Source organism: Acidiphilium cryptum JF-5 (assembly GCF_000016725.1).
Classification (GTDB): domain Bacteria; phylum Pseudomonadota; class Alphaproteobacteria; order Acetobacterales; family Acetobacteraceae; genus Acidiphilium; species Acidiphilium multivorum.
This window is the reverse complement of record NC_009484.1, coordinates 2,225,379-2,246,375: the sequence shown is the minus strand read 5'-3', so window position 1 is coordinate 2,246,375 and position 20,997 is coordinate 2,225,379. Positions and strand designations below refer to the sequence as shown.

Here is a 20,997-nt window from a genome sequence, read left to right as displayed (position 1 = left end):
AGGCCCCGCTATTCCCCGGCGGCGAGCGGCGCCACCGTCACCGGCACCGACTTGTAGGTCGGCGTGCCGCTCTGCCGGTCGTGCCAGGCCAGCGGCATCAGCACGTTGGCCTCCGGGTAATAGGCGGCGACCGAGCCTTCCGCGATGTCGTATTCGATGGCGGTGAACCCGGCGAGGCGATGCGCCCCGTCCTCGGCATGGGCGACGTCGATCCGCCCGCCATGCTCGATGCCGAGCCGCGCCATGTCCGCGCGGTTCATGAACACGACGTCGCGCCGGCCGAACACGCCGCGATAGCGGTCGTCCATCCCGTAGATCGTGGTGTTGTACTGGTCATGGCTGCGGATCGTGGTCAGCAGCAGGGGGGCCTGCGCCGCGCCGGCACCGGCCGGCGGCATGAACTCGGCGCGGCCCGAGGCGGTGCGCCAGACGCGCTCGGCCGGCGGGATCGGCAGGCGGAAGCCGCCCGGCACGGCGATCCGCGCGTTGAAATCGGCGAATTCGGGGAACACCGCCTCGATCGCCTCGCGGATCAGGCTGTAATCGGCCACCATCTCGCGCCAGGGCACGGTGCTGTCGGGGAGGGTGGCCATGGCGATGCCGGCGACGATCGCCGGCTCCGAGCGCAGCAGTGGCGAGGCCGGCGCGAGCTTGCCGGCCGAGGCATGCACCATCGACATCGAGTCCTCGACGGTGATGACCTGCGGCCCGCTCTCCTGGATATCCTCCTCGGTGCGGCCGAGGCAGGGCAGGATGATCGATTCCCGGCCGATCAGCAGGTGCGAGCGGTTGAGCTTGGTGGCGACATGCACGGCGAGATCGAGCCGCCGCATCGCCGCGGCGCAGGCCTCGGTATCCGGCATGGCGATGGCGAGGTTGCCGCCGAGGGCGATCAGCGCGCGGGAGTCGCCGCGCAGCATCGCCTCCATCGCAGCGACCGCGTCATGCCCGTGGGCGCGCGGCGGGGTGAAGCCGAAGCGCTGCGCGATCCGCTCCAGCATCGCCTCGCCCGGCTTCTCGGTGATCCCCACGGTGCGGTCGCCCTGCACGTTGGAATGGCCCCGGAGCGGGCAGATCCCGGCACCCGGCCGGCCGAAATTCCCGCGCAGCAGCAGCAGGTTGGCGATCTGCCGCACATTCTGCGTGCCGGTCGCGTGCTGGGTGATGCCCATGCCGTAGGTGACGATGGTCGATTTCGCCCGCGCGTAATGCCCGGCCACGGTGGCGAGATCGGCGCGCGAGAGCCCGCTCGCCGCCTCGATCCGCTCCCACGGCGTCGCCCGCAGGTCGGCGGCGAGATCCTCGAACCCGTTCGTGTGCGCCGCGATGAACGCCCGATCGAGGATGCCGGCGTCCGGCCCCGCCTCGGCATCGAGTTCGAGCAGCGCCTTCATGATGCCCGAGAGTGCCGCGGCATCGCCGCCGACCCGCACCTTGAGGTAGGTCGAGGCGATCGGCGTCGCCCCCCGCGTCGCCATCTCGACCGCGTTCTGCGGGTCGGCGAAGCGTTCCAGCGCCCGCTCGCGCATTGGGTTGAACACGATGATCGGCACCCCGCGGCGCGCGACCTCGTGCAGCGTGCCCATCATCCGCGGATGGTTGGTGCCGGGATTGTGGCCCATCGCGATGATCAGGTCGCAATGGTCGAAATCGTCGAGCGAGACGGTGCCCTTGCCGAACCCGATCGACTGCGGCAGCCCGACGCTGGTGGCCTCGTGGCACATGTTCGAGCAGTCGGGGAAATTGTTGGTGCCGTATTCGCGGGCGAAGAGCTGGTAGAGGAACGCCGCCTCGTTCGAGGCGCGGCCGGAGGTGTAGAACTCCACCATGTCGGGGTCGGGCAGGGCGCGCAGCACCGCGCCGATGCGGGCGAAGGCGTCGTCCCAGCCGATCTCGCGATAGGTGTCGCTCTCATGGTCGTAGGCCAGCGGGTGGGTGAGCCGCCCGGCATCCTCCAGCGCGTGGTCCGACCAGCCGAGCAACTCGCTGACCGTGTGGGCGGCGAAGAAATCGGGGCCGACGCGCTTGCGCGTCGCTTCCCAGGTCACCGCCTTGGCGCCGTTCTCGCAGAACTGGAAGGTCGAGGTGTGTTCCTTGTCCGGCCAGGCGCAGCCGGGGCAGTCGAACCCGGTGGGCTTGTTGGTGCGCAGCAGCAGGCGGGCGGCGTCGCCGGCATCCATCTGGGTGCGGATCGCCTTGGCGGTGGCGCGCAGCGCGCCCCAGCCGCCGGCCGGCGCGTCATAGCGCCGGATTCCCTTCAGGTTGTGATCGGGCACGATGCGACGTCGGGTGGTCATGGGCAGCATCTCCGCTAGAGCGCCTTCCGATCCTCCCGGACCGGATGCCGTGCTCTATGATATTGACAATTAAAGCATCGTTACCGGACCGGACGATTCCATCCGGGCGGGTGACGCTCCAGGCTGGCCGCGCCGGCCCGGATGCCGGGCGCGTCCCGCACGTGACGCCGCGGGCCGGCCTCCGCAACCCCTCGGGCGGCAAAACTCCTGTGCAGGGCGGGGCAGGGCGCGCGGCCCCGCCGCCCCTTGCGGCGCGGCGGCGTATGGTCGACATCAGGGCACCGGCGCCGCGTGCGGGCGCCGCCCCTGCCGGAGGTCGGAACGTGGATTACCTGGGAGCCCTGCGCCTGTTCGGCCGCGCGGTCGAGCTTGGCAGTTTCTCGAAGGCGGCCGAGGCGCAGGGGGCCAAGGTCTCGACCGTCTCGCGCGCCGTCGCCGCGCTCGAGGCGGATCTCGGCGTCGCCCTGTTCCACCGCTCGACCCGCCGCCTGCACCTCACCGAGCCGGGCGAGCAGTTCTATGCCCAGGTGCAGGCCATCCTCCGCAATCTCGACGAGGCGCGCGATTCGGTCGCGGCGATGCAGGCGCGGCCGCAGGGACTGCTGCGGCTCAACCTGCCCGGCGCCTTCGGCCGCCGCCATGTCGTGCCCTTCATTCCCGACTTCCTGAAGCTCTATCCCGGCCTCAGGCTCGAACTCTCCTTCACCGACGTGCGGATGGACCTGCTGGCCAGCGGCGCCGACCTCGCCATCCGCATCGGCCCGCTGATCGACTCGACGCTGATCGCCCGCAAGCTCGCCGGCCACCGCCGCGTCGTCTGCGCGAGCCCGTCCTATCTCGCCGGCGCCCCGCCGCTCGCCGCGCCGCGCGACCTGCTGCGGCACAACGCGCTGATCTACACGCTGCAGCCGACCGACCGCTGGTTCTTCCGCCGCGGCACCGAGGCGGGCGAGCCGGAGGAGGAGGTGCCGATCGCCGGCATCCTCCGCTCGGATGATTCCGAGGCGCTGCTCGACGCGGCACTCGCCGGCGTCGGCATCGCCCTGCTGCCGGTCTGGCTGGTCGGCGAGGATATCGCGCGCGGCCGGCTGGTCCGCCTGCTGCCGGACTGGTTCTCGATGATCTCGACCCGGCCCGGCGGGATCTATGGCATCTATCCGCCGCATGCGCGGATTTCCCCCAAGGTGCGCGCCTTTCTCGATTTCATCGAGACCAGGTTCGGCCGCCCGCCCTACTGGGATGCCGGCACCGGCTGAATGCCGCCCCCGTCAACCGCACAAAGGACAAAGCCCGCGATGATCGTCCGCGATCGTGCCGATACGCTGACCCTGCTGACCACCCTGCGCGGATCGATCCTGCTGCGCGTCGCGCCGCGGCTGCTGGCCGTCTTTGTCCTCGCGCTCGGCGTGACGCTCGCCCATGCCGCCTATCCGCTCCCGCGCTGGCCGTTGGCGACGCTGCCCTTCACCCTGCTCGGCCTCGCCCTTTCGATCTTTCTCGGCTTCCGCAACAGCGCCTGCTACGACCGGTGGTGGGAGGGGCGGCGGCAATGGGGCGCGCTGATCGCGGAATCGCGCGCCCTGATCAGGGAGGTCGGCGCGCTCCTGCCGGAGGACGCGGCGCTGGCGCATCGCCTCGGCGGCCGCATCGTCGCCTTCGCCCATCTGCTGCGCGACCATCTGCGCGGCGAGGCGGGGGCGGGGTGGGAAGACTGGATCGCGCCCGCCGAGCGGGACTGGCTGGCCGGCCGGCAGAACCGGCCCGATGCCGCGCTGCGCCGGCTTTCGGGCGAACTCGCCGCCCTGGTCGCGGCCGGAAGGCTGAGCGACATGCTCTACCGCATCCTCGCCGAGCGGATTGCCGCGATGACCGGCATCCAGGCCGCGTGCGAGCGGCTGCGGGCCACGCCGCCACCCTTCACCTATTCCCTGCTGCTGCACCGCACCGCATGGCTGTTCTGCATCTTCCTCCCCTTCGGCTTCGTGCAGACCCTTGGCCTTGCGACCCCCGTCGTCACCGTGATCCTGGCCTATGCGTTCTTCGGCCTCGATGCGCTTGGCGACGAGCTCGAGGAGCCTTTCGCGCTGTCGCAGAACGCGCTGCCGCTCAACGCCTTCGTGCGGACGATCGAGATCGGGGTGCTCGAGGCGCTCGGCGCGGCCGACCTGCCGCCGCCGCTCCTGCCGGTCGATCACGTCCTGACCTGACCGCCCGCCTTGACAGGGCTGGATCAATGTCTACTTGGATTTCAGAAATTTCTGAAAGTTCAGGCAATGCCGTTATCCCCCCTCACCGAGGCCTTCGTGCTGCATTTCGGCGAAATGGGCAGCCATTGGGGCATCAACCGCACGGTGGGGCAGATCTATGCGTTGCTTTATGTCTCCGACCGCCCGCTGCCGGCCGACGAGATCGCCGAAACCCTGGGCTTCTCGCGCTCGAACGTGTCGATGGGGTTGAAGGAGCTGCAATCCTGGCGCCTGGTGCGGCTGCAGCATCTGCCGGGTGACCGGCGGGAGCATTTCTCCACCCCCGACGATATCTGGCAGATCGTCCGCACCCTCGCCGAGGAGCGGCGCCGCCGCGAGATCGACCCCACGCTCACCGTGCTGCGCGACCTGCTGATGGAGGCCCCCCGCTCGGAGGCGGACCGCCGCGCCCAGCGCCGCCTCGCCGAGATGCACGACCTGATCGAGCTGCTGATGCGCTGGTCGGAAGACGTGCAGAAGCTCGACAACAAGGATCTGGTCCAGCTCCTCCGCCTCGGCGGCCGCGTGGTCGCGCTGCTGGAACTGAAGAACCGTCTGCCGCTGCTCGGGCGCGGCAAGGCTGGCCGCTCCCGGCCCGAGACCACCGAAGCCGACACCCTCGCCGGCGCCGACGACAACCACAACAACGACGATACGGACAGAGAATGACAAGCTTGCATGCCGGCGGACTGGCGCTCGTGCTCGCGCGCGCCCAGTTCGGGTTCACCATCGCCTTTCACATCATGTTCCCGGCCTTCTCGATCGGGCTCGCCGCCTATCTCGCGGTGCTCGAGCTGATGTGGCTGGTCACCAAGCGCCCGGTCTATCTCGACGCCTACCGCTACTGGCTGAAGATCTTCGCCGTCATCTTCGCGATCGGCGTCGTCTCCGGCCTGGTGATGGCCTACGAGGTGGGCGCCAACTGGGCGGGCTATTCGGCCAAGGTCGGGCCGATCCTCGGGCCGCTGCTCGCCTGGGAGACGATGTCGGCCTTCTTCCTCGAGGCCGGCTTCCTCGGCATCATGCTGTTCGGGATGTCGCGCGTCGGCCCGAAGCTGCATTTCGCGGCGACCGCGCTGGTCTCGATCGGCACGCTGATCTCGGCCTCGTGGATCCTCGCCGCGAATTCGTGGATGCAGACGCCGCGCGGCTACGCCCTTGCCCCGGATGGCGCCTTCATCCCGAAGAACTGGCTCGCCATCATCTTCAACCCGACCTTCCCCTATATGTGGCTGCACATGGTGCTCGCCGCCTTCATCGCGACGGCGCTCGCCGTCGGCGCGGTCGGCGCGTTCCACCTGCTGCGCAACCCGAAGAATCCGGTCAGCCGGCTGATGTTCTCGATGGCGATGTGGCTGCTGACCATCGCCGTGCCGGTGCAGGGCTTCGTCGGCGACGAATCCGGCCGGGCGACGATGACCGACCAGCCGCTGAAGCTCGCCGCGATGGAGGGCGACTTCCACACCCGCGCCGGCCAGGCGCTGCACCTGTTCGGCTGGCCGAGCCGCAGCCTCGGCCGCCTGCTCTATGACGTGAAGATCCCCGATCTCGGCTCGCTGATCATCACCCACAAGCTGCATGGCGTGGTGCAGGGGCTGGATGCCTTTCCGAAGTCCGACTGGCCGGTGCTGATCCCCACCTTCTGGGGCTTCCGCGTCATGGTCGGGCTGTGGTCGCTGATGCTGGTGCTCGCCCTCGGCGCGCTGGCCCTGCGCCGCGGCGGCCGGCTCTACGAGAACGCCTGGTTCAAGCGCTTCGCGGTGGCGATGGGCCCGGCCGGCTTCCTCACCATCATCGCCGGCTGGGTGGTCACCGAAACCGGCCGCCAGCCCTGGACGGTCTATGGCGTGCTGCGCACGGTGCAGAGCGCCTCGCCGCTCACCCTGGGCGAGATCGTCTGGTCGTTCGGCATCATCATCGTGCTCTACACGCTCGTCTTCGGCGTCGGCATCCGCTACGTGCTCGGCCTGATGGCGCATGAGCCGACGGTGGGCGAACCGCCGCTGCGCGACGACAAGCCGCTGCGCAGCCACGGCCCGCACCGCCTGCACGATCCCGCGCCGGCCCCGAGCCCGGCGGAGTGATGGCCATGCTCAACGCCCATACCCTGCCGATCATCTGGGGCTGCATCATGGCCTTCGTGATCTTCGCCTATGTCGTGCTCGACGGGTTCGATCTCGGCGTCGGCATCCTGTTCGCGGCCGAGCGCAGCCGCGCCGAGCGGGACATCATGGTCAATTCCATCGCCCCGGTCTGGGATGGCAACGAAACCTGGCTCGTGCTCGGCGGCTCCGGCCTCTACGGCGCCTTCCCCGAGGCCTACAGCGTGATCCTGCCGGCGGTCTACCCGCTGGTGATCACCATGCTGATCGGCCTCATCCTGCGCGGCGTCGCCTTCGAGTTCCGCTTCCGCGCCCATACCGAGCGGCACCGGCTCAGCTGGGATTACGGGTTCTGGTTCGGCTCGGTCATCGCCGCCTTCTGCCAGGGGGCGATCCTCGGCGCCGTGCTGCACGGCACCAAGGTCGCCGGCGGCCAGTTCGCCGGCGGGCCCTTCGCCTGGTTCTCCGCCTTCTCGGTGTTCACCGGCCTTGCGGTGGTCTGCGGCTACGCGCTGCTCGGCGCCGCCTGGCTGGTCTGGCGCACCGAGGGCGGGCTGCAGCTGCGGATGCGCCGCGAAGCCGCCCGGCTCACGGTGGGGATGCTCGCGGGCATCCTCGCCGTCAGCGTCTGGACCCCGCTGCTCGACCACGCCTATGCCGTGCGCTGGTTCACCTGGCCGGGCCTCGCCGTCACCGGCCTCGCCCCGCTCGCGGTGGCGGCGCTGGCCTTCTTCCTGTTCCGCGCCCTGCGCCACGGCGGCGCGGTGCATGACAGCACCGCCTTCCTCTGCGCGCTCGGCCTGTTCCTCGCCAGCTTTCTCGGCCTCGGCTTCTCGCTGTTCCCGCACATCATCCCGCCCGGCGTGACGATCTGGCAGGCCGCATCCCCCGTCGGCTCGCAGGAATTCCTGCTTGTCGGCGCGGTCGTCCTCATTCCGGTCATCATCGCCTACAACGCCTTTGCCTACACCATCTTCCACGGCAAGGTTGATCACGCGGCGTTCGATCATTGAGCCCGCTCCCGCCGGTCCGCCACCGGACCGGCGGGATGGCTGGACAGCATGTCCAAGCCGTGTTGATACCATAGCCGCAGGCAGCCACTCGCTGCCGCGCGGTTCCGGATGCAAAGGGGAAGACGATGGCGGGTAGTGTGAACAAGGTGATCCTGGTTGGAAATCTCGGGCGGGATCCTGAAATGCGGACGACCCAGTCCGGCATGAAGATCGTCAATCTCGCGGTCGCGACCTCGGAAACCTGGAACGACAAGATGAGCGGCGAGCGGCAGGAGCGCACCGAGTGGCACCGCGTCGTCATCATGAACGACCGGCTGGCCGACGTGGCGGAGCGCTTCCTGAAGAAGGGCTCGAAGATCTATCTCGAGGGCAAGTTGCAGACCCGCAAATGGACCGACCAGTCGGGCCAGGAGAAATACACCACCGAAATCATGTTGGGCCGGATCGGCGCCGAGCTGGTGCTGCTCGACCGTGCTGGCGCCGGGGCGGGCGGTGACGACATGCCGCGCCCGGCATCGCGGCCCTCCGGCGGCGGCGGTGCGCCGCGTGCCGGCGGATGGGATGCCGGGCGGGCCGGCGGCGGCGAACTCGACGACGAAATTCCGTTCTAGAGCACTTTCCGATCCTTTCGGATCGGATGTAGTGCTCTATCATATTGATAAACAGAGCATCTTTATCCGATCAGATGACTCCATCTGATCGGATGATGCTCTAGTGTCCTGCCCCTGAAATTCGTGGGTGAATTTCAGGGACAAGCAGGCCACTAAACTATTGTTTTTCCCAGTGTCCACTTTGAATCTGAAATCCGATGGATTTCAGATTCGGGACACTAGGGCACTTTCCGATCCTGTCGGATCGGATGTCGTGCTCTATCATGTTGATCACCAGAGCATCCTGATCCGGTCAGATGGAGCCGTCTGACCGGATGATGTTCCGGTTCGAATAAACCTCCGTGGTCGAGCCCAGGGGGGTCACTCCAGGTCCGCATCGGTCGCTGGGCCGCGCACTTTCGATATTCGACGGCCGGCGCATCAGAATTTGACACGGACACCGGCATACCCCCCGATTGGCGCCGCGACCGAATAGGCCCGGGGATTGTTATAGCCGGAACCGAGGGTCAGCGCCTCGCCGGCGGGGCTGGAGAATCCGCCGAACTCGTAATATTTGGCGTCAGTGAGGTTGTCGACCTCGCCAAACACGGTGACGCGAGGCGTCACCTTGTAGCTCGTGTTGAAATTCAGCGTCACAAAGCCAGGCAACGGCGGCTGTTGATTGGACTGGTCGCCGTGCAGATAGGTATAGGTCTGCGCGTTGCCAGCCAGTCCGACCGTCCATTGTGGCGTGATCTTGTAGTCGGCGCCGAACTTAAAGATGTTTTTCGGAATGGCGGGCAGGAAGTCGCCTGGCTGGACAGTGATGACGCCGCCGACCGCCGAGGGATTGTGCGAACTGACCAGAAAGCCGCTCTGGTAAGTGGCCTGAATGCGCGAGTAGGTGAAATACGCGTCCCAGCGCCGTTCGTTGAGCTTCAGCGCCAGATCGACGCCCTGTCGCAGAACGCTGCCGATATTGGCAAAATATCCCGTATATTGGCCGAGATAGGGCGACTGGAGAAACTCGATGTCGTTGTTTGCGACGGCATGATAGTAATCGACGTTATAGGTTAGCGTGCCATTGTCCGGCACCAGGAAGGCGCCGCGCAGACCGGCTTCGAACGTGTGGGCAACGACCTGTTTCAGGTTCGGATCCGTCGCGATGAAGTTCGCCAGCGTGCACGAAGCGGTGGGGGACGCACAGGACAGTTCCGCAGGTGTCGGCACCGCGTTCGCCTCCGAATAGCTGCCATAGAGCGTGGCGAGCGGCGTCAGCTTGTAGGCGAAGCCGATATCCGGATTGAAGTGCTTGTAATAGTGCCGCGCGTTGAGCCCCTGCCCGCCGACATATTGATCCGGCGGATTGTGATTGTGCAGGGCGATGTTCGCGATGTTGAACCGGCCGCCGAGCGTCAGGGTCAATCGTCTGGTGAGGTCCAGCGTGTCGAGCAGGTAGAGGCCGTAATACGCGTTGCGCACCACGATTCCGACGGGAACGGCTCCCGCCTCGTCCGATTTGTAGCCCGGATAGGCGATCCCCGGCGGCGGCGCATAGTTGCGCTCGGCATTGAGAATGCCGTCGTAACTTGCCGCCGTGTAGTTCGTGAAACCTCCGTCGAAGCTGACGCCGGCGACAATGTGGTTTCGCAGTCCGAACACGCGCTGCTTGCGGGTGAGCTGCAGCGAGGCGCCATAGCCGTTTGTGTTGGTGGTGTTGACGGCGAGCGATCCGTAACGGCCGGTCGGAGACGCATAATACGGGACATAGCCGCCACCGGCGAGCGTGGCGGGCGTGTTGGAACCGCCCTGACACATGTCGCCGCCATACGGGCCGGCGCCGCAGGGAAGATCGTTCGGCCCGTTGCCGTTGATCAGATGCTCCCAGAGATTGTCGTAGTACAGAACCGCCTGCAGCGATGTCCTGGCATTGATCCGGTCCGTCAGCGTGGCTGACAGCTTGGCGTATTTGTCCTCGATGGAATTGGGGCCGGTATATTCGGCATTCGGGTTGACGGCGAGGAGCTGAACGGGCGTCGCGGCCGGGCCGTTCAGGAACGAATGTCCCAGCGTGGCGTTGACGTGCAATTCCGCGCCGGGCCCGCGCCAGCCAAGATCGCCGTAGAAGCTTTCGAGCGCCGAGGATTGCGCATCGCGCCAGCCTGAACTCCGCGCTCCCTGGATCGCGGCGTAGGCGGCCACGTTGCCGTGCTGCACGCCGTATTGCGCGTTGCCGCGGAACGTGCCGAACGATCCGCCCGAGGCCTCGACCTCCGCGCCATGATAGGTGAAGCCGTTCTTCATCTGAACGTCGAGCGCGCCGCCAAGGGCGTTGAGGCCGAATAACGGGTTGGCGTCCTGCACGCTGATGGACCGGATGGCGACCTGGGGCAGCACGCTCCATAGCGCGAGGTCGCCGAACGGCACGTTGAACCGGGCGCCGTTCACGTAGACGCTGATGCCCTCCGGCGTTCCCTGGATCGGCGAGAGCGTGAACCCGTGATAAATGATGTCCGGCTGATACGGATTGGCCTGGCTGTTCTGCAGGTTCACGCCCGAGGCGGAGCGGTCCAGCGCCGAAACCACGCTCGGGTTGCCGTTCCGGTTGATCTGCCTGCTGCCGAACTGCTGGATCGCCGCCGGCCATTTTCCTGCATTGATCTCGGCGCCGCCAAGCGGCGCCACATTGACGCGGATCGTCCGGATCCCGATCGGGGATTTCGATGATGCGGCCTTGGCCGGCGGCGTTTCGGCACCGGCTGCCGGCGCGACCACGATCGGGTTCTGGGCCGGCGGGACGACCTGCCCGTCGGCGATGCCGGCACTTGCCGCCAGACCGGCCGATACGGCCATGGCGCAAAATGAAAACGAGCGTATTCCGCCGCTCGGGAAATCCCGCTTTTCCATCCCTGTTTCCTCCGCGGCTGAGCCAGCTACAAATGCTTATCGTCGAATATTTATCTTAAACTGCAAGTGGTGTATCGGGAAAAAATCCCGAATCGACCGCGCGCCGGGGAATAAGATCGTGAGGCGAGCCCGCCCTCTCATCCGCCGCTGGAACGGTCTTCCGCACCGATGCCGAGCTGTTTCAGCTTGCGATGCAGCGCGCTGCGCTCCATGCCGACGAAATGGGCGGTCCTGCTGATATTGCCGCCGAACCTCAGCAATTGCGCCTGCAGATACTGGGTTTCGAAAACGTCCCGTGCCTCGCGCAGGGGCAGGGCCATGATGTCGGCAAGCGGATCGATCGCCAGCGCGCGGGGGGCGTGCGCGCCGATCTCCGCGGGCAGATGCTCTGCGCGGAACGGTTCGCCGGACTCGCCGGGATGCATGATCATCAGCCAGTCCATCACGTTGCGCAACTGGCGCACATTGCCTGGCCAGTCATGCACCTGCAACGCCGCCAGCGCTTCCGAGGACAGGGAGCGCAGCGGCAGGCCCGAGGTTTCGGCCGCGCGGTTGAGAAAATGCCGCGCGAGCGCGGGGATGTCCTCGCGTCGTTCCCGTAGCGACGGGACGCGCAGCGGAACCACCGCGAGCCGATAATAGAGATCCTGCCTGAACTTGCCGGCTCCGATCGCGGTTTGCAGGTCGCGCGCGGTACTCGCGATGATCCGCACGTCCACCTTCACCCGCGTCGAACCGCCGATGCGCTCGAAGCTCTGGTCTTGCAGCACGCGAACGATCTTGCCCTGCGTTTCCAGCGGCATGTCGGCGATTTCGTCAAGCAGGAGCGTGCCGCCATGCGCGCGTTCCAACACGCCCGCACGCCGCGGCGGCGCCTTGGGATCGGCGCTGGCCTCGGTGCCGAAAAGCTCCACCTCGAATCGCTCGGGGGCGAGGGTCGCGCAGTTCAGCACCACGAAAGGCTGGTCGGCGCGTTTCGAGCGCGCATGGATCATCCGCGCCACCACTTCCTTTCCCGATCCCGCCGCGCCCGAAAGCAGCACGCGCGAGCCGGTGGGCGCGACCTTCTCGATCGCATGGCGCAGGCCGGTGACCGCGGCGCTCTCGCCCGTCAGGTTCGTTTCCGTGCCGGCCCGCAAGCGGAGTTCGGCGTTTTCCGCGGCAAGGCGGGCGGCTTCCAGGGCCCGCTGGATCACCAGGAGCAGGCGGTCGGACTTGAAGGGCTTTTCGATGAAGTCGTAGGCACCGTGCTGGATCGCGTTCACCGCCATCTCGATCGTGCCATGGCCGGAGATGATGACCACGGGGACGTCTTCCGCCTCGGCCTTCATCACCTTCAGCAGGTCGATCCCGTCGAGCGGGGAATTCTGCAGCCACACATCCAGCACGACGAGCGACGGCCGGCGGTCCCGAAAGGCGGCGAGCGCCTCATCCGAATTGCCGGCATTGCGTGTCGTGTAGCCTTCATCCTGCAGGATGGCCTCGACCAGAAGCCGGATGTCGGGTTCGTCATCGATGATCAGAATCTCGGACATTTGTCTCCTAACCCGCCTTCAGCACCAGCGTTACGGTGGCGCCCGGCCCGTCCTCGCGGTCGGCAAGCTCGAGCCTGCCGTGGTGATCTTCCATGATCTTGCGCACGATGGCGAGGCCGAGGCCGGTGCCCTTCGGCTTCTGCGTTATATATGGTTCCGCAAGCCTTGTGCGATCCTGCACCGGCAACCCGATTCCGTCATCCGTCACCGCCAGGCGGAATTCATCGCCATGCGGGTCGATCCGCAGCCTCACATGGCCCCGGGCCGCTTCGCGCCCGGCATTGTCCGGGCGCATCGCGATGGCATCCGCGGCATTCTGCAACAGGTTCGTCAGTGCCTGGCCGATCAGCCGCGCGTCGCACGCGGCGCGCGGCGCGGGATCGGGGCATTCGACCGACCACTCGATTCCAGGATGTGCCGCGCGTTGCAGGATCACGGCCTCGCGCGCGATCCGGCCGAGGTCTTCGGGCTTGATGATCGGCTGCGGCATCCGCGCGAAGGCGGAGAACTCGTCCACCATTCGGCCGATGTCGCCGACATGGCGCACGATCGTGTCGGCGCATTGGGTGAAACTGTCCTTGTCCGAGGTGATTTCCCGGGCGAAGCGCCGTTTCAGCCGTTCGGCGGAAAGCTGGATCGGGGTCAGGGGGTTCTTGATCTCATGGGCGATCCGCCGCGCCACGTCGGCCCAGGCGGCCTTGCGCTGGGCGGATTGCAGTTCGGTGATGTCATCGAAGGTGACGACAAAGCCGGTCGGCCGCTCGCCCTTCAGGTCAGCGCCGATCCGGACCAGGAACACGCGCCGCTCGGAACCCTTCGCATAGTCGACCTCCCCGGTCGCCGGCCGGCTCGGATTGTCCCGCGCCTGATCGAGCAGCGGGGCGAAATCCGGCACGATTCCGGCCAGCTCTCCTCCGAGATGGTTCAGCAGGTCGATGCCGAGCAGTTCCGACGCCGCGCGATTCGGCAATTCGATCCGCCCTCGCGGGTCGAGGCCGATCACGCCGGCCGAAACGCCGGCCAGCACCGTTTCGGTGAAGCGGCGGCGTTCGTCGATCTGGCCGTAGGCGTTCATCAGTTCGGCGCGTTGCTCGGCGATCTGCCCGGTCATGCGGTTGAAGGCCCGGGACAGCCCGGCGACGTCGTCTCCCGTGTCGCCTTCCGGCACGCGGACATGATAGTCGCCGCCGCGAACCCGCTCGGCCGCCTCGATCAGGTAGGAGATCGGCCGGGCGATCTGGTTGGCGAACAGCAGCCCGATCAGCGAGGCGCCGGAGAGCACCAGCAGGGCGACGGTCGCGAAGATCAGCGCGAAGAACAGCTCGAACTGGGCGCGATGGTGTTCGAGCCGGTTGTATTCGGCAACGGCCTGGCGGGTGCGGTCGACATGGGCGAGGATGGACGGGTCGATCGGCCGCTCGACCATCAGCATGAGCGTCGGCGTCGCCTCCAGTTCGACGACGGCGCGCTCGAGCATGGAGTTGGGCGTGCTCCATACCGCGACCTGGTGCTTCTCCGCTTCGGCGATGATGCGGTCGGGGGGCAGCGTCACGCCTTCCGAGGAGAACAGCCCGGCCGAGGCGACCACCTTGTTGGTCAGGGGCTCGAATATCGCCGACTGGGTCAGGCCGTGCAGGGCGGTCTGCGCGACCAGCACGTTCAGGAAGCCCTGATCGAAGAAGTTCTGCGGATTGCCGAAGAAGATCGGCCCGTTCTGGTTGAGCTGGTTGGCGATGGCCAGGGCATCGAGCCGGATGCTGTTCTTCTTGGCGTCGAGATATCCCTCGGCCACCTGCTGGCTTTCGGCCAGCGCCGTGCGCACCCGCTGGTTGAACCAGGCCTGGATGCCGAGATTGAAGAACACGGCGGCGAAGATCGCGACCAGGATGGCCGGCACCGCAGCCACGCCGCCGAACAGCAGCACGAGCCGCACATGCAGCCGCGCGCCCGCCGCGCCGCGGCGGCTTTCCATCAGCACCCGCGTGACGCTCGCCACCAGCACGGTGATCAGCAGCAGGAGGATCGCGATGTCGCCGATCGCGAGGCCGACGGCCGCACCCGAATGCAATTCGAGCTTGATGCCGCCGGCGAGATAGGCGAACGAACCGATTCCGAGCAGCAGGGCGAGGGTCGCCAGGATCAGGGTCGAGACCCGGCCAAGCAGGAAATCCAGCGGTCCGCTCCGGCGCGGCCTCGTCGGCAGTTTCAGAAGTTCGGCCTGCGGTTCCACGTTGCCCTCAGCCCACCCGGCGCGTGACGCCGATTTCGTGCTCTCGGATCTTCTTGCGCAGCGTGTTGCGGTTGAGGCCGAGCAGGGCCGCGGCGCGAATCTGGTTGCCGCGCGTCTCCCCGAGCACGAGGCGGATCAGCGGCGCCTCGAAGGCGGCGAGCACGCGGTCGTAGAGCACGCCGTCCTCGCCCGCTTCGCGCGCCTCGGTCATCAGCCGGGCGACATGCCGCTCGATGACGCGCTCAAGCGCCTGCGGCGTATCCGGCGGCGGCTCGGCCCCGGCAGGGGGTGGGGCATCCTCGATCGCGCGATCGGAAAGTTCAGCCTCGATGATCTCCTCGCTGATCGTCGACTGCGGCACCAGCGCGGACAGGCGGCGCATCAGGTTTTCCAGTTCGCGCACATTGCCCGGCCAGCGATACTGCGACAGCCGGACCATGGCCTCGGGGGCAAGGGTCTTGGATGGCAACCCTTCGGCTTGCGCGCGGTTCAGGAAATGCTGCGCGAGCAGCGGAATGTCGCCCGGCCGTTCGCGCAGGGATGGCAGGCGGATCGGCACGACATTGAGGCGGTAGAACAGGTCTTCGCGGAACTGGCCCGAGCGGATCAGCACCCGCAGGTCGCGATGGGTCGCGGCGACGATGCGGGCATTCGCGCGGATCGGCTGGCGGCCGCCGACCGTCGTGAACTCGCCTTCCTGCAAGACACGCAGCAGGCGGGTCTGCGCCTCCGGCGGCATGTCGCCGATCTCGTCGAGGAACAGCGTCCCGCCGGCGGCCTGCTCGAAGCGGCCGACATGCCGGTTGGCGGCGCCGGTGAAGGCGCCGCGCTCGTGGCCGAACAGCTCGCTTTCGATCAGTTCGCGCGGGATGGCGGCCATGTTGATCGCAACGAACGGCCCCTGCCGCCGGCGTCCGTAATCGTGCAGGGCGCGGGCGACGAGTTCCTTGCCCGAGCCCGATTCGCCGGTGATCATCACGGTGAGGTCGGTCGTCGTCAGCCGGGCGATGACGCGGTAGATCTCCTGCATGGCGGCCGAACGGCCGATCAGCGGGAGATTGTCCTCCGGCGCGCCGGAAGGTTCGGCCGGCGCCTGCATCGCCGGCTGCTTCAGGGCGCGATCGACGATTGCGAGCAGCTCGCCGAGATCGAACGGCTTCGGGAGATATTCGAAGGCGCCCCGCTGGGTGGACTGCACGGCCGTCAGGATGGTCGACTGCGCGCTCATCACCAGCACCGGCATTTCCGGCCGGATGCGCTTGATCCGGGGAACGAGGTCGAGCCCGTTTTCGTCGGGCATCACCACATCGGTGATGACGAGGTCGCCCTCGCCATCCTCGACCCAGCGCCAGAGCGTTGCGGCGGAGGAGGTGGTGCGGACCTGGTATCCCGAACGTCCGAGCGCCTGGGTCAGCACCGTGCGGATCGAGCGGTCGTCATCGGCGATCAGGATGGTCGGCAGGGTGGTCATGGCGGGCCCTCGGCGCGATCTTCGAACTGCGGCAGATGGATACGGAATTCGGTGCGGCCGGGCCGGCTGTCGACATTGATGAGCCCGCCGTGATCGGCCACGATCTTGGCGACCAGCGCGAGGCCGAGGCCGGAGCCGGCCGCCTTGGTGCTGACGAAGGGCTCGAAGAGGTGGCGGCGGATATCCTCGGGGATTCCCGCGCCGTTGTCGCGCACGGAAATGAAGATCGGCAGGTTGCGCTGGCCGCGGGCAGGGGAGGCGGCGAGCCGCACGCCATGCTGGAAGCCGGTGGCCAGCGTGATCTCGCCATCCGGCCGTTCCGTCTCGCTGATCGCCTCGGCCGCGTTCTTCATGAGGTTCAGCAGAACCTGGACGAGCTGGTCGCGATTGCCGAGCACCGGCGGCAGTGACGGATCATAGGCCTCGACGAAGCGGATCCGCGCGCCGAAGCCGGACTGGGCCAGGCGCCTGACATGCTCGAGCACCCGGTGAATGTTTACGGCCGTCACATCGATCGGCTTGTCGCTGAACACCTCGATGCGTTCGACGAGTTCGCGGATGCGGTCGACCTCGTCGCGGATCAGCACGGCGAGTTCGCGGTCCTCGGGCGCCGCGTTGGCCTCGAGCAGCTGCGCGGCGCCGCGGATGCCCGACAAGGGATTCTTCACCTCGTGCGCGAGAACGGCGGCCATGCCGGTGATGCTGCGGGCCGCGTTGCGGGCCGAAAGCTGCTGGTCGAGCGCCCGGGCGGCCGAACTGTCCTGCATCGTGACCGCGAGATGGCCCGGCGCATCCACGATCGCGGCAACCTGCATCGACACGCCGCGCCGGGCGAAGCGCGGGCCTTCGAGCACGAGGTCGTGTTCGGCGATCGGCGCTTCGTCGCGTCGGGCGCGGTCGAGCAGGATGAAGATGGGATGGTCGGCCGGGATGAATTCGTGCAGCGGCTTGCCGGCAAGGAAGGCCTGCGACGAGCCGAACATTTCCTCCGCCGCGTAATTCGCGAAGAGGAACCGGTCGTCCGCGTCGAGTTCGATGACGGCGAGAGGCAGCGCCGCCAGCAACTGGCGGGAATCGATCGGCGGTTCCGGCTGCCTCGTCACCGCCCCCCGGCGCCGGAATGCGCCGCGCAGGCCGCTCATGCGGCCGCCTGCACCGGTGCGTCCGTCTCGCCCATCGCCCGCGCGTAGATGTCGTGGATCATCGCCTCGACGGCGGCGGAATCGTCTTGCCGGTTGACGGCCGCACGGAATTCGGCGGCGCCCGGCAGGCCGCGCACATACCACCCGATATGCTTGCGCGCCACACGCAGCCCGGGCTGTTCGCCGTAATGCGCCCGCATCGCGCGGTAATGGCCGATGAGCACATCGCGCCGCATTTCCAGGTCCGGCGCCGGCAGCTTCTGGCCGGTGGCGAGATACCGCGCCACCTGGGCGAGAAACCAGGGGCGTCCGTAGGCGCCGCGGCCGATCATCACGCCGTCGGCCTGCGAGCGGCGCAGCGCTTCCTCGGCCTCGTCCTCGGTCGTGATGTCGCCGTTGGCGATCACGGGGATGGCGACGGCCGCCTTCACCGAGGCGATGAAATCCCAGTCCGCCGTGCCTTCGTAGAATTGCTGGCGGGTGCGGCCATGCACCGTGACCATGGCGATGCCGCTTTCCTGGGCGATCCGCGCGAGGGTGGGGGCGTTCAGGCTCTGCCGGTCCCAGCCCATGCGCATCTTCAGCGTCACCGGCACGTCGACCGCCTTCGCCGTGGCTTCGAGGATGCGGCCGGCCTGCACCTCGTCGCGCATCAGCGCCGAGCCTGCCATCTGTCCCACCGCCACCTTCTTCACCGGGCAGCCGAAATTGATGTCGACCAGATCGGCGCCGCCGGCGACGGCGATGCGCGCGGCTTCCGCCATCGCAGCCGGGTCGCAGCCGGCGAGCTGAACCGAGTTCGGCCCCGTGCCCTCGTCGACCGAGGCCATGCGAAGTGTCGCCGCGTTCTCGCGGATCATCGCCCAGGAGGCGATCATCTCCGACACCACGAGCCCGGCACCCATCGACTTGACCAGCCGCCGGAACGGCAGGTCGGTGACGCCGGACATCGGCGCCAGGATCACCGGCGTCTCGATCGTCACGTCGCGCGCGGCGCCGCCCGGCGCCTTGAGCCGGATCGGGTGCAATTTCGGGAAGCTTCTCATCTCGTTGCCCATGAATTAAGCACTACAGGCCCGGGCATTGACGCGCAATCGTCCAGTTGCCAAAGCCGCGCTGTTCCCGCGCACATTGTGCCCGCAAGCCAACTGGAGAACCCGGCCCATGGATATCAAGACCCTTCTCGCCAGCGGCGCGCTGCCCCGCGTGGGCACCGGCTACGACGTGCATGTGCTGGCCGAGGGACGGAAACTGATGCTGTGCGGCATCGAGGTGCCGCACGAAAAGGGGCTCGCCGGGCATTCCGACGCCGATGTGGCGCTGCATGCGCTCTGCGATGCGATCTACGGCGCGATGGCCGAGGGCGATATCGGCCGGCATTTCCCGCCCTCCGAAGCGACGTGGAAGGATGCCGATTCGGCGCGCTTCCTGCGGCATGCCGCGGGCCTCGTCGCGGAAAAGGGCGGGGCGATCGCGAATATCGACATCACCATCATCTGCGAGCGCCCCAAAATCACCCCGCATGCGCTGGCGATGCGCACCCGCGTGGCCGGGCTTGCCGGCGTGCCGCTCGATCGTGTGTCCGTGAAGGCGACGACCTCGGAACGCCTCGGCTTCACCGGTCGGGGCGAGGGGATCGCCGCCCAGGCCGCGGTGCTGCTGCTGATGCCGTTCGCCGCGTGAGCGGGAACGGCCTGCGGGGCTAGCCGCCCTGCGGGCGAGGCTTCTTGAGCACGACAAGCGAGACCGCCGCGGCCCCGAGGCAGATCCAGGCGGAGAGACGGAGCGCGTCGTCGAGGCTCCAGGTGCTCGCATCGAGTTGCAACCGGCCGGCGATCATCGCCATGGTCTGCGCGTGGGACATGCCGTCCTGCCGCGCGTGGGCGAGCGCTTGGCGAACCAGCGACTCGCTCATGGCGCTGCGGGTCAGCGCCGCGACGGATTCGGTGTGCCGCTGCCATAGCGTCTGCAACATGGTGACCCCGACGATGTCGCTGGCAAGGCGGATGAAATTGCTCGTCGTCGAGGCCGCGGCCAGATCGTCCGCCGGGATCTCCGACAGGATGATCATCGTGAGCGGCACGAACAGCATGCCCACGGCAATGCCTTGCAGCAATTCGCTCGGCACCGTCGCCGCGAGGCCGATCTCGGGATTGTAGACCGCCATCGCGAAGGCGATCGCGAAAAGCAGGAAACACAGTGCCGCGAGCATGCGCAGGCTGACATGCCGGGCGATGCGCCCCATGGCGGAGGCCACCGGGATCGCGGTCAGCGCCAGCGGGATCAGCAACACGCCGCCCCACCAGCCATTGTAGCCGAGATCGACCTCGGTCCAGAGCGGGAGGATCGAACTCCAGCCGACGAAGATCGACCAGCCGAGGCACAGCAGCAGCAGGCCGAACCCGAAATTCCGGTTGGTCACGAAGCGCAGTTCGAGCAGCGGCGCCTCGCTCGTCAGTTCCCAGATGATGAAGCAGCCGAGCAACAGGATCGCGGCGACCGTGTAGCGTTGGATGAAGGGCGAGCCGAACCAGCCGAACTGCTCGCCCTGGTTCAGCACGATCTGCAGCGCGATCAGCCCGAGCCAGAGCAGGGCGAGGCCGACAAGATCGAAGGGCGGCGGCGGCGCCGTCGGGCGGTCTTCCGGCAGGGAGACGCGGATCAGCACGAAGGCGAGCAGGGCGAAGGGGATGACCAGCCAGAACAGGTCGATCCAGTCGTAATTCACCGCCAGCCAGCCGCCGAAGGCCGGGCCGAAGAAGAACGGCACCAGCATCGAATTGCTCCAGAGCGCCGTCGCCAGCGTGTGATGGCGCTTCGGGAAATGGCGCAGCAGCAGCGTCTGCACCAGCGGCACCAGCAGGCCGGACGAAATGCCCTGCACGCCGCGCGCGACCAGCATCGTCATCAGCGAATGGGACAGGATTCCCATCCCCGCGCCGATCGCCAGCATGATCATGCTGGCGAGGAACAGTCGCTTGAAGCCGAGCTTGCGGGCGAACCAGGGCATCAGCGCGATGCCGAGGGCCCAGTGAATGAGGAAGTAGGTGAGCGTCCACAGCGCGTGATCGCTGCTGGTCGCCAGCCGGCCGGCGACATAGGGGTAGATGCTCTGCAGCGAGCCGCCGCAGAATGAGCCCGCGGCAAGGCCGAGGCAGGCGCCGATCGTCATCGGCACCAGGGCGACCTCGTTCTTCCGGCCCGCGCGCGAGCGGGCATCAAGTTCGCGTGTGGATGATGAGACAGACATACTGCCCGAAAATAGAAAAGCCGCCGTCCATGTCCAGATGGCGCGGCGGGGTTCAGCCCTGCGAAAACGGGAACATGCGCCAGCCTGGCGCAGATTTCGTTAACCGTTTCGTGCAAGGATCCCGGCATTCCGTCGGGGCTGCCATTTGTTGCGCTGCGGTAGCATCGGCGGACCGGCAGGCGTATACGCGCAATCACAACCAGACCATGGGGGA

General features: G+C 67.4%; 15 protein-coding genes. 7 read left to right on the top strand and 8 right to left on the bottom strand.

Annotated features, from left to right (window positions below; translation table 11 throughout):
- Positions 1 to 8 precede the first annotated feature (8 nt).
- Positions 9 to 2,297 carry an FdhF/YdeP family oxidoreductase gene (locus ACRY_RS12710; RefSeq protein WP_012039771.1) on the bottom strand — a complete coding sequence of 763 codons (2,289 nt, stop codon included), beginning with the start codon at positions 2,295 to 2,297 and terminating at the stop codon, positions 9 to 11.
- A 323-nt stretch (positions 2,298 to 2,620) separates the two neighbouring features.
- Between ACRY_RS12710 and ACRY_RS12705 the strand changes: the two genes are divergently transcribed.
- From ACRY_RS12705 to ssb, 6 genes are all read left to right on the top strand, one after another.
- The gene (locus tag ACRY_RS12705) at positions 2,621 to 3,553 is read left to right on the top strand and encodes a LysR family transcriptional regulator (protein WP_007424563.1); all 933 of its coding nucleotides are present in this window, start codon (positions 2,621 to 2,623) and stop codon (positions 3,551 to 3,553) included.
- A 39-nt stretch (positions 3,554 to 3,592) separates the two neighbouring features.
- The gene (locus ACRY_RS12700) at positions 3,593 to 4,504 is read left to right on the top strand and encodes a bestrophin family protein (RefSeq protein WP_012039770.1); all 912 of its coding nucleotides are present in this window, start codon (positions 3,593 to 3,595) and stop codon (positions 4,502 to 4,504) included.
- 66 nt (positions 4,505 to 4,570) lie between these two features.
- The gene (locus ACRY_RS12695; protein ID WP_012039769.1) at positions 4,571 to 5,212 is read left to right on the top strand and encodes a GbsR/MarR family transcriptional regulator; all 642 of its coding nucleotides are present in this window, start codon (positions 4,571 to 4,573) and stop codon (positions 5,210 to 5,212) included.
- The gene (locus tag ACRY_RS12690; protein ID WP_012039768.1) at positions 5,209 to 6,627 is read left to right on the top strand and encodes a cytochrome ubiquinol oxidase subunit I; all 1,419 of its coding nucleotides are present in this window, start codon (positions 5,209 to 5,211) and stop codon (positions 6,625 to 6,627) included. Before ACRY_RS12695 ends, ACRY_RS12690 begins: the two co-directional genes overlap by 4 nt.
- Positions 6,628 to 6,632: 5 nt before the next feature.
- Complete coding sequence (gene cydB, locus ACRY_RS12685; RefSeq protein WP_012039767.1) at positions 6,633 to 7,658, top strand: cytochrome d ubiquinol oxidase subunit II; 1,026 nt, start codon at positions 6,633 to 6,635, stop codon at positions 7,656 to 7,658.
- 125 nt (positions 7,659 to 7,783) lie between these two features.
- Entirely contained in the window at positions 7,784 to 8,269 is a 486-nt protein-coding gene (ssb, locus tag ACRY_RS12680) for a single-stranded DNA-binding protein (protein ID WP_012039766.1), read from the top strand.
- Positions 8,270 to 8,689: 420 nt separating this feature from the next.
- Here the strand turns inward: ssb and ACRY_RS12675 are convergent, their stop codons facing one another.
- From ACRY_RS12675 to dusB, 6 genes are all read right to left on the bottom strand, one after another.
- Entirely contained in the window at positions 8,690 to 11,101 is a 2,412-nt protein-coding gene (locus ACRY_RS12675) for a TonB-dependent receptor (RefSeq protein WP_231295255.1), read from the bottom strand.
- A gap of 191 nt (positions 11,102 to 11,292) precedes the next feature.
- Positions 11,293 to 12,690, bottom strand: a complete 1,398-nt coding sequence (locus ACRY_RS12670) for a sigma-54-dependent transcriptional regulator (protein WP_007424570.1) — start codon at positions 12,688 to 12,690, stop codon at positions 11,293 to 11,295.
- 7 nt (positions 12,691 to 12,697) lie between these two features.
- Entirely contained in the window at positions 12,698 to 14,920 is a 2,223-nt protein-coding gene (locus tag ACRY_RS12665; RefSeq protein ID WP_012039764.1) for a sensor histidine kinase NtrY-like, read from the bottom strand.
- 7 nt (positions 14,921 to 14,927) lie between these two features.
- Complete coding sequence (ntrC, locus tag ACRY_RS12660; protein WP_007424572.1) at positions 14,928 to 16,391, bottom strand: nitrogen regulation protein NR(I); 1,464 nt, start codon at positions 16,389 to 16,391, stop codon at positions 14,928 to 14,930.
- Positions 16,388 to 17,533 carry a two-component system sensor histidine kinase NtrB gene (locus ACRY_RS12655; protein ID WP_007424574.1) on the bottom strand — a complete coding sequence of 382 codons (1,146 nt, stop codon included), beginning with the start codon at positions 17,531 to 17,533 and terminating at the stop codon, positions 16,388 to 16,390. Before ACRY_RS12655 ends, ntrC begins: the two co-directional genes overlap by 4 nt.
- Positions 17,530 to 18,579 (bottom strand): tRNA dihydrouridine synthase DusB, encoded by a 1,050-nt coding sequence (gene dusB, locus ACRY_RS12650; protein ID WP_231295254.1) that lies wholly within the window; start codon positions 18,577 to 18,579, stop codon positions 17,530 to 17,532. Before dusB ends, ACRY_RS12655 begins: the two co-directional genes overlap by 4 nt.
- A gap of 118 nt (positions 18,580 to 18,697) precedes the next feature.
- Here dusB and ispF point away from each other — a divergent pair, with 118 nt between their 5' ends.
- Complete coding sequence (gene ispF, locus ACRY_RS12645; protein ID WP_007424575.1) at positions 18,698 to 19,216, top strand: 2-C-methyl-D-erythritol 2,4-cyclodiphosphate synthase; 519 nt, start codon at positions 18,698 to 18,700, stop codon at positions 19,214 to 19,216.
- 19 nt (positions 19,217 to 19,235) lie between these two features.
- Here ispF and ACRY_RS12640 read toward each other — a convergent pair whose 3' ends face one another.
- Positions 19,236 to 20,705 carry a DHA2 family efflux MFS transporter permease subunit gene (locus ACRY_RS12640; protein ID WP_231295419.1) on the bottom strand — a complete coding sequence of 490 codons (1,470 nt, stop codon included), beginning with the start codon at positions 20,703 to 20,705 and terminating at the stop codon, positions 19,236 to 19,238.
- Between the last annotated feature and the right edge of the window lie 292 nt (positions 20,706 to 20,997).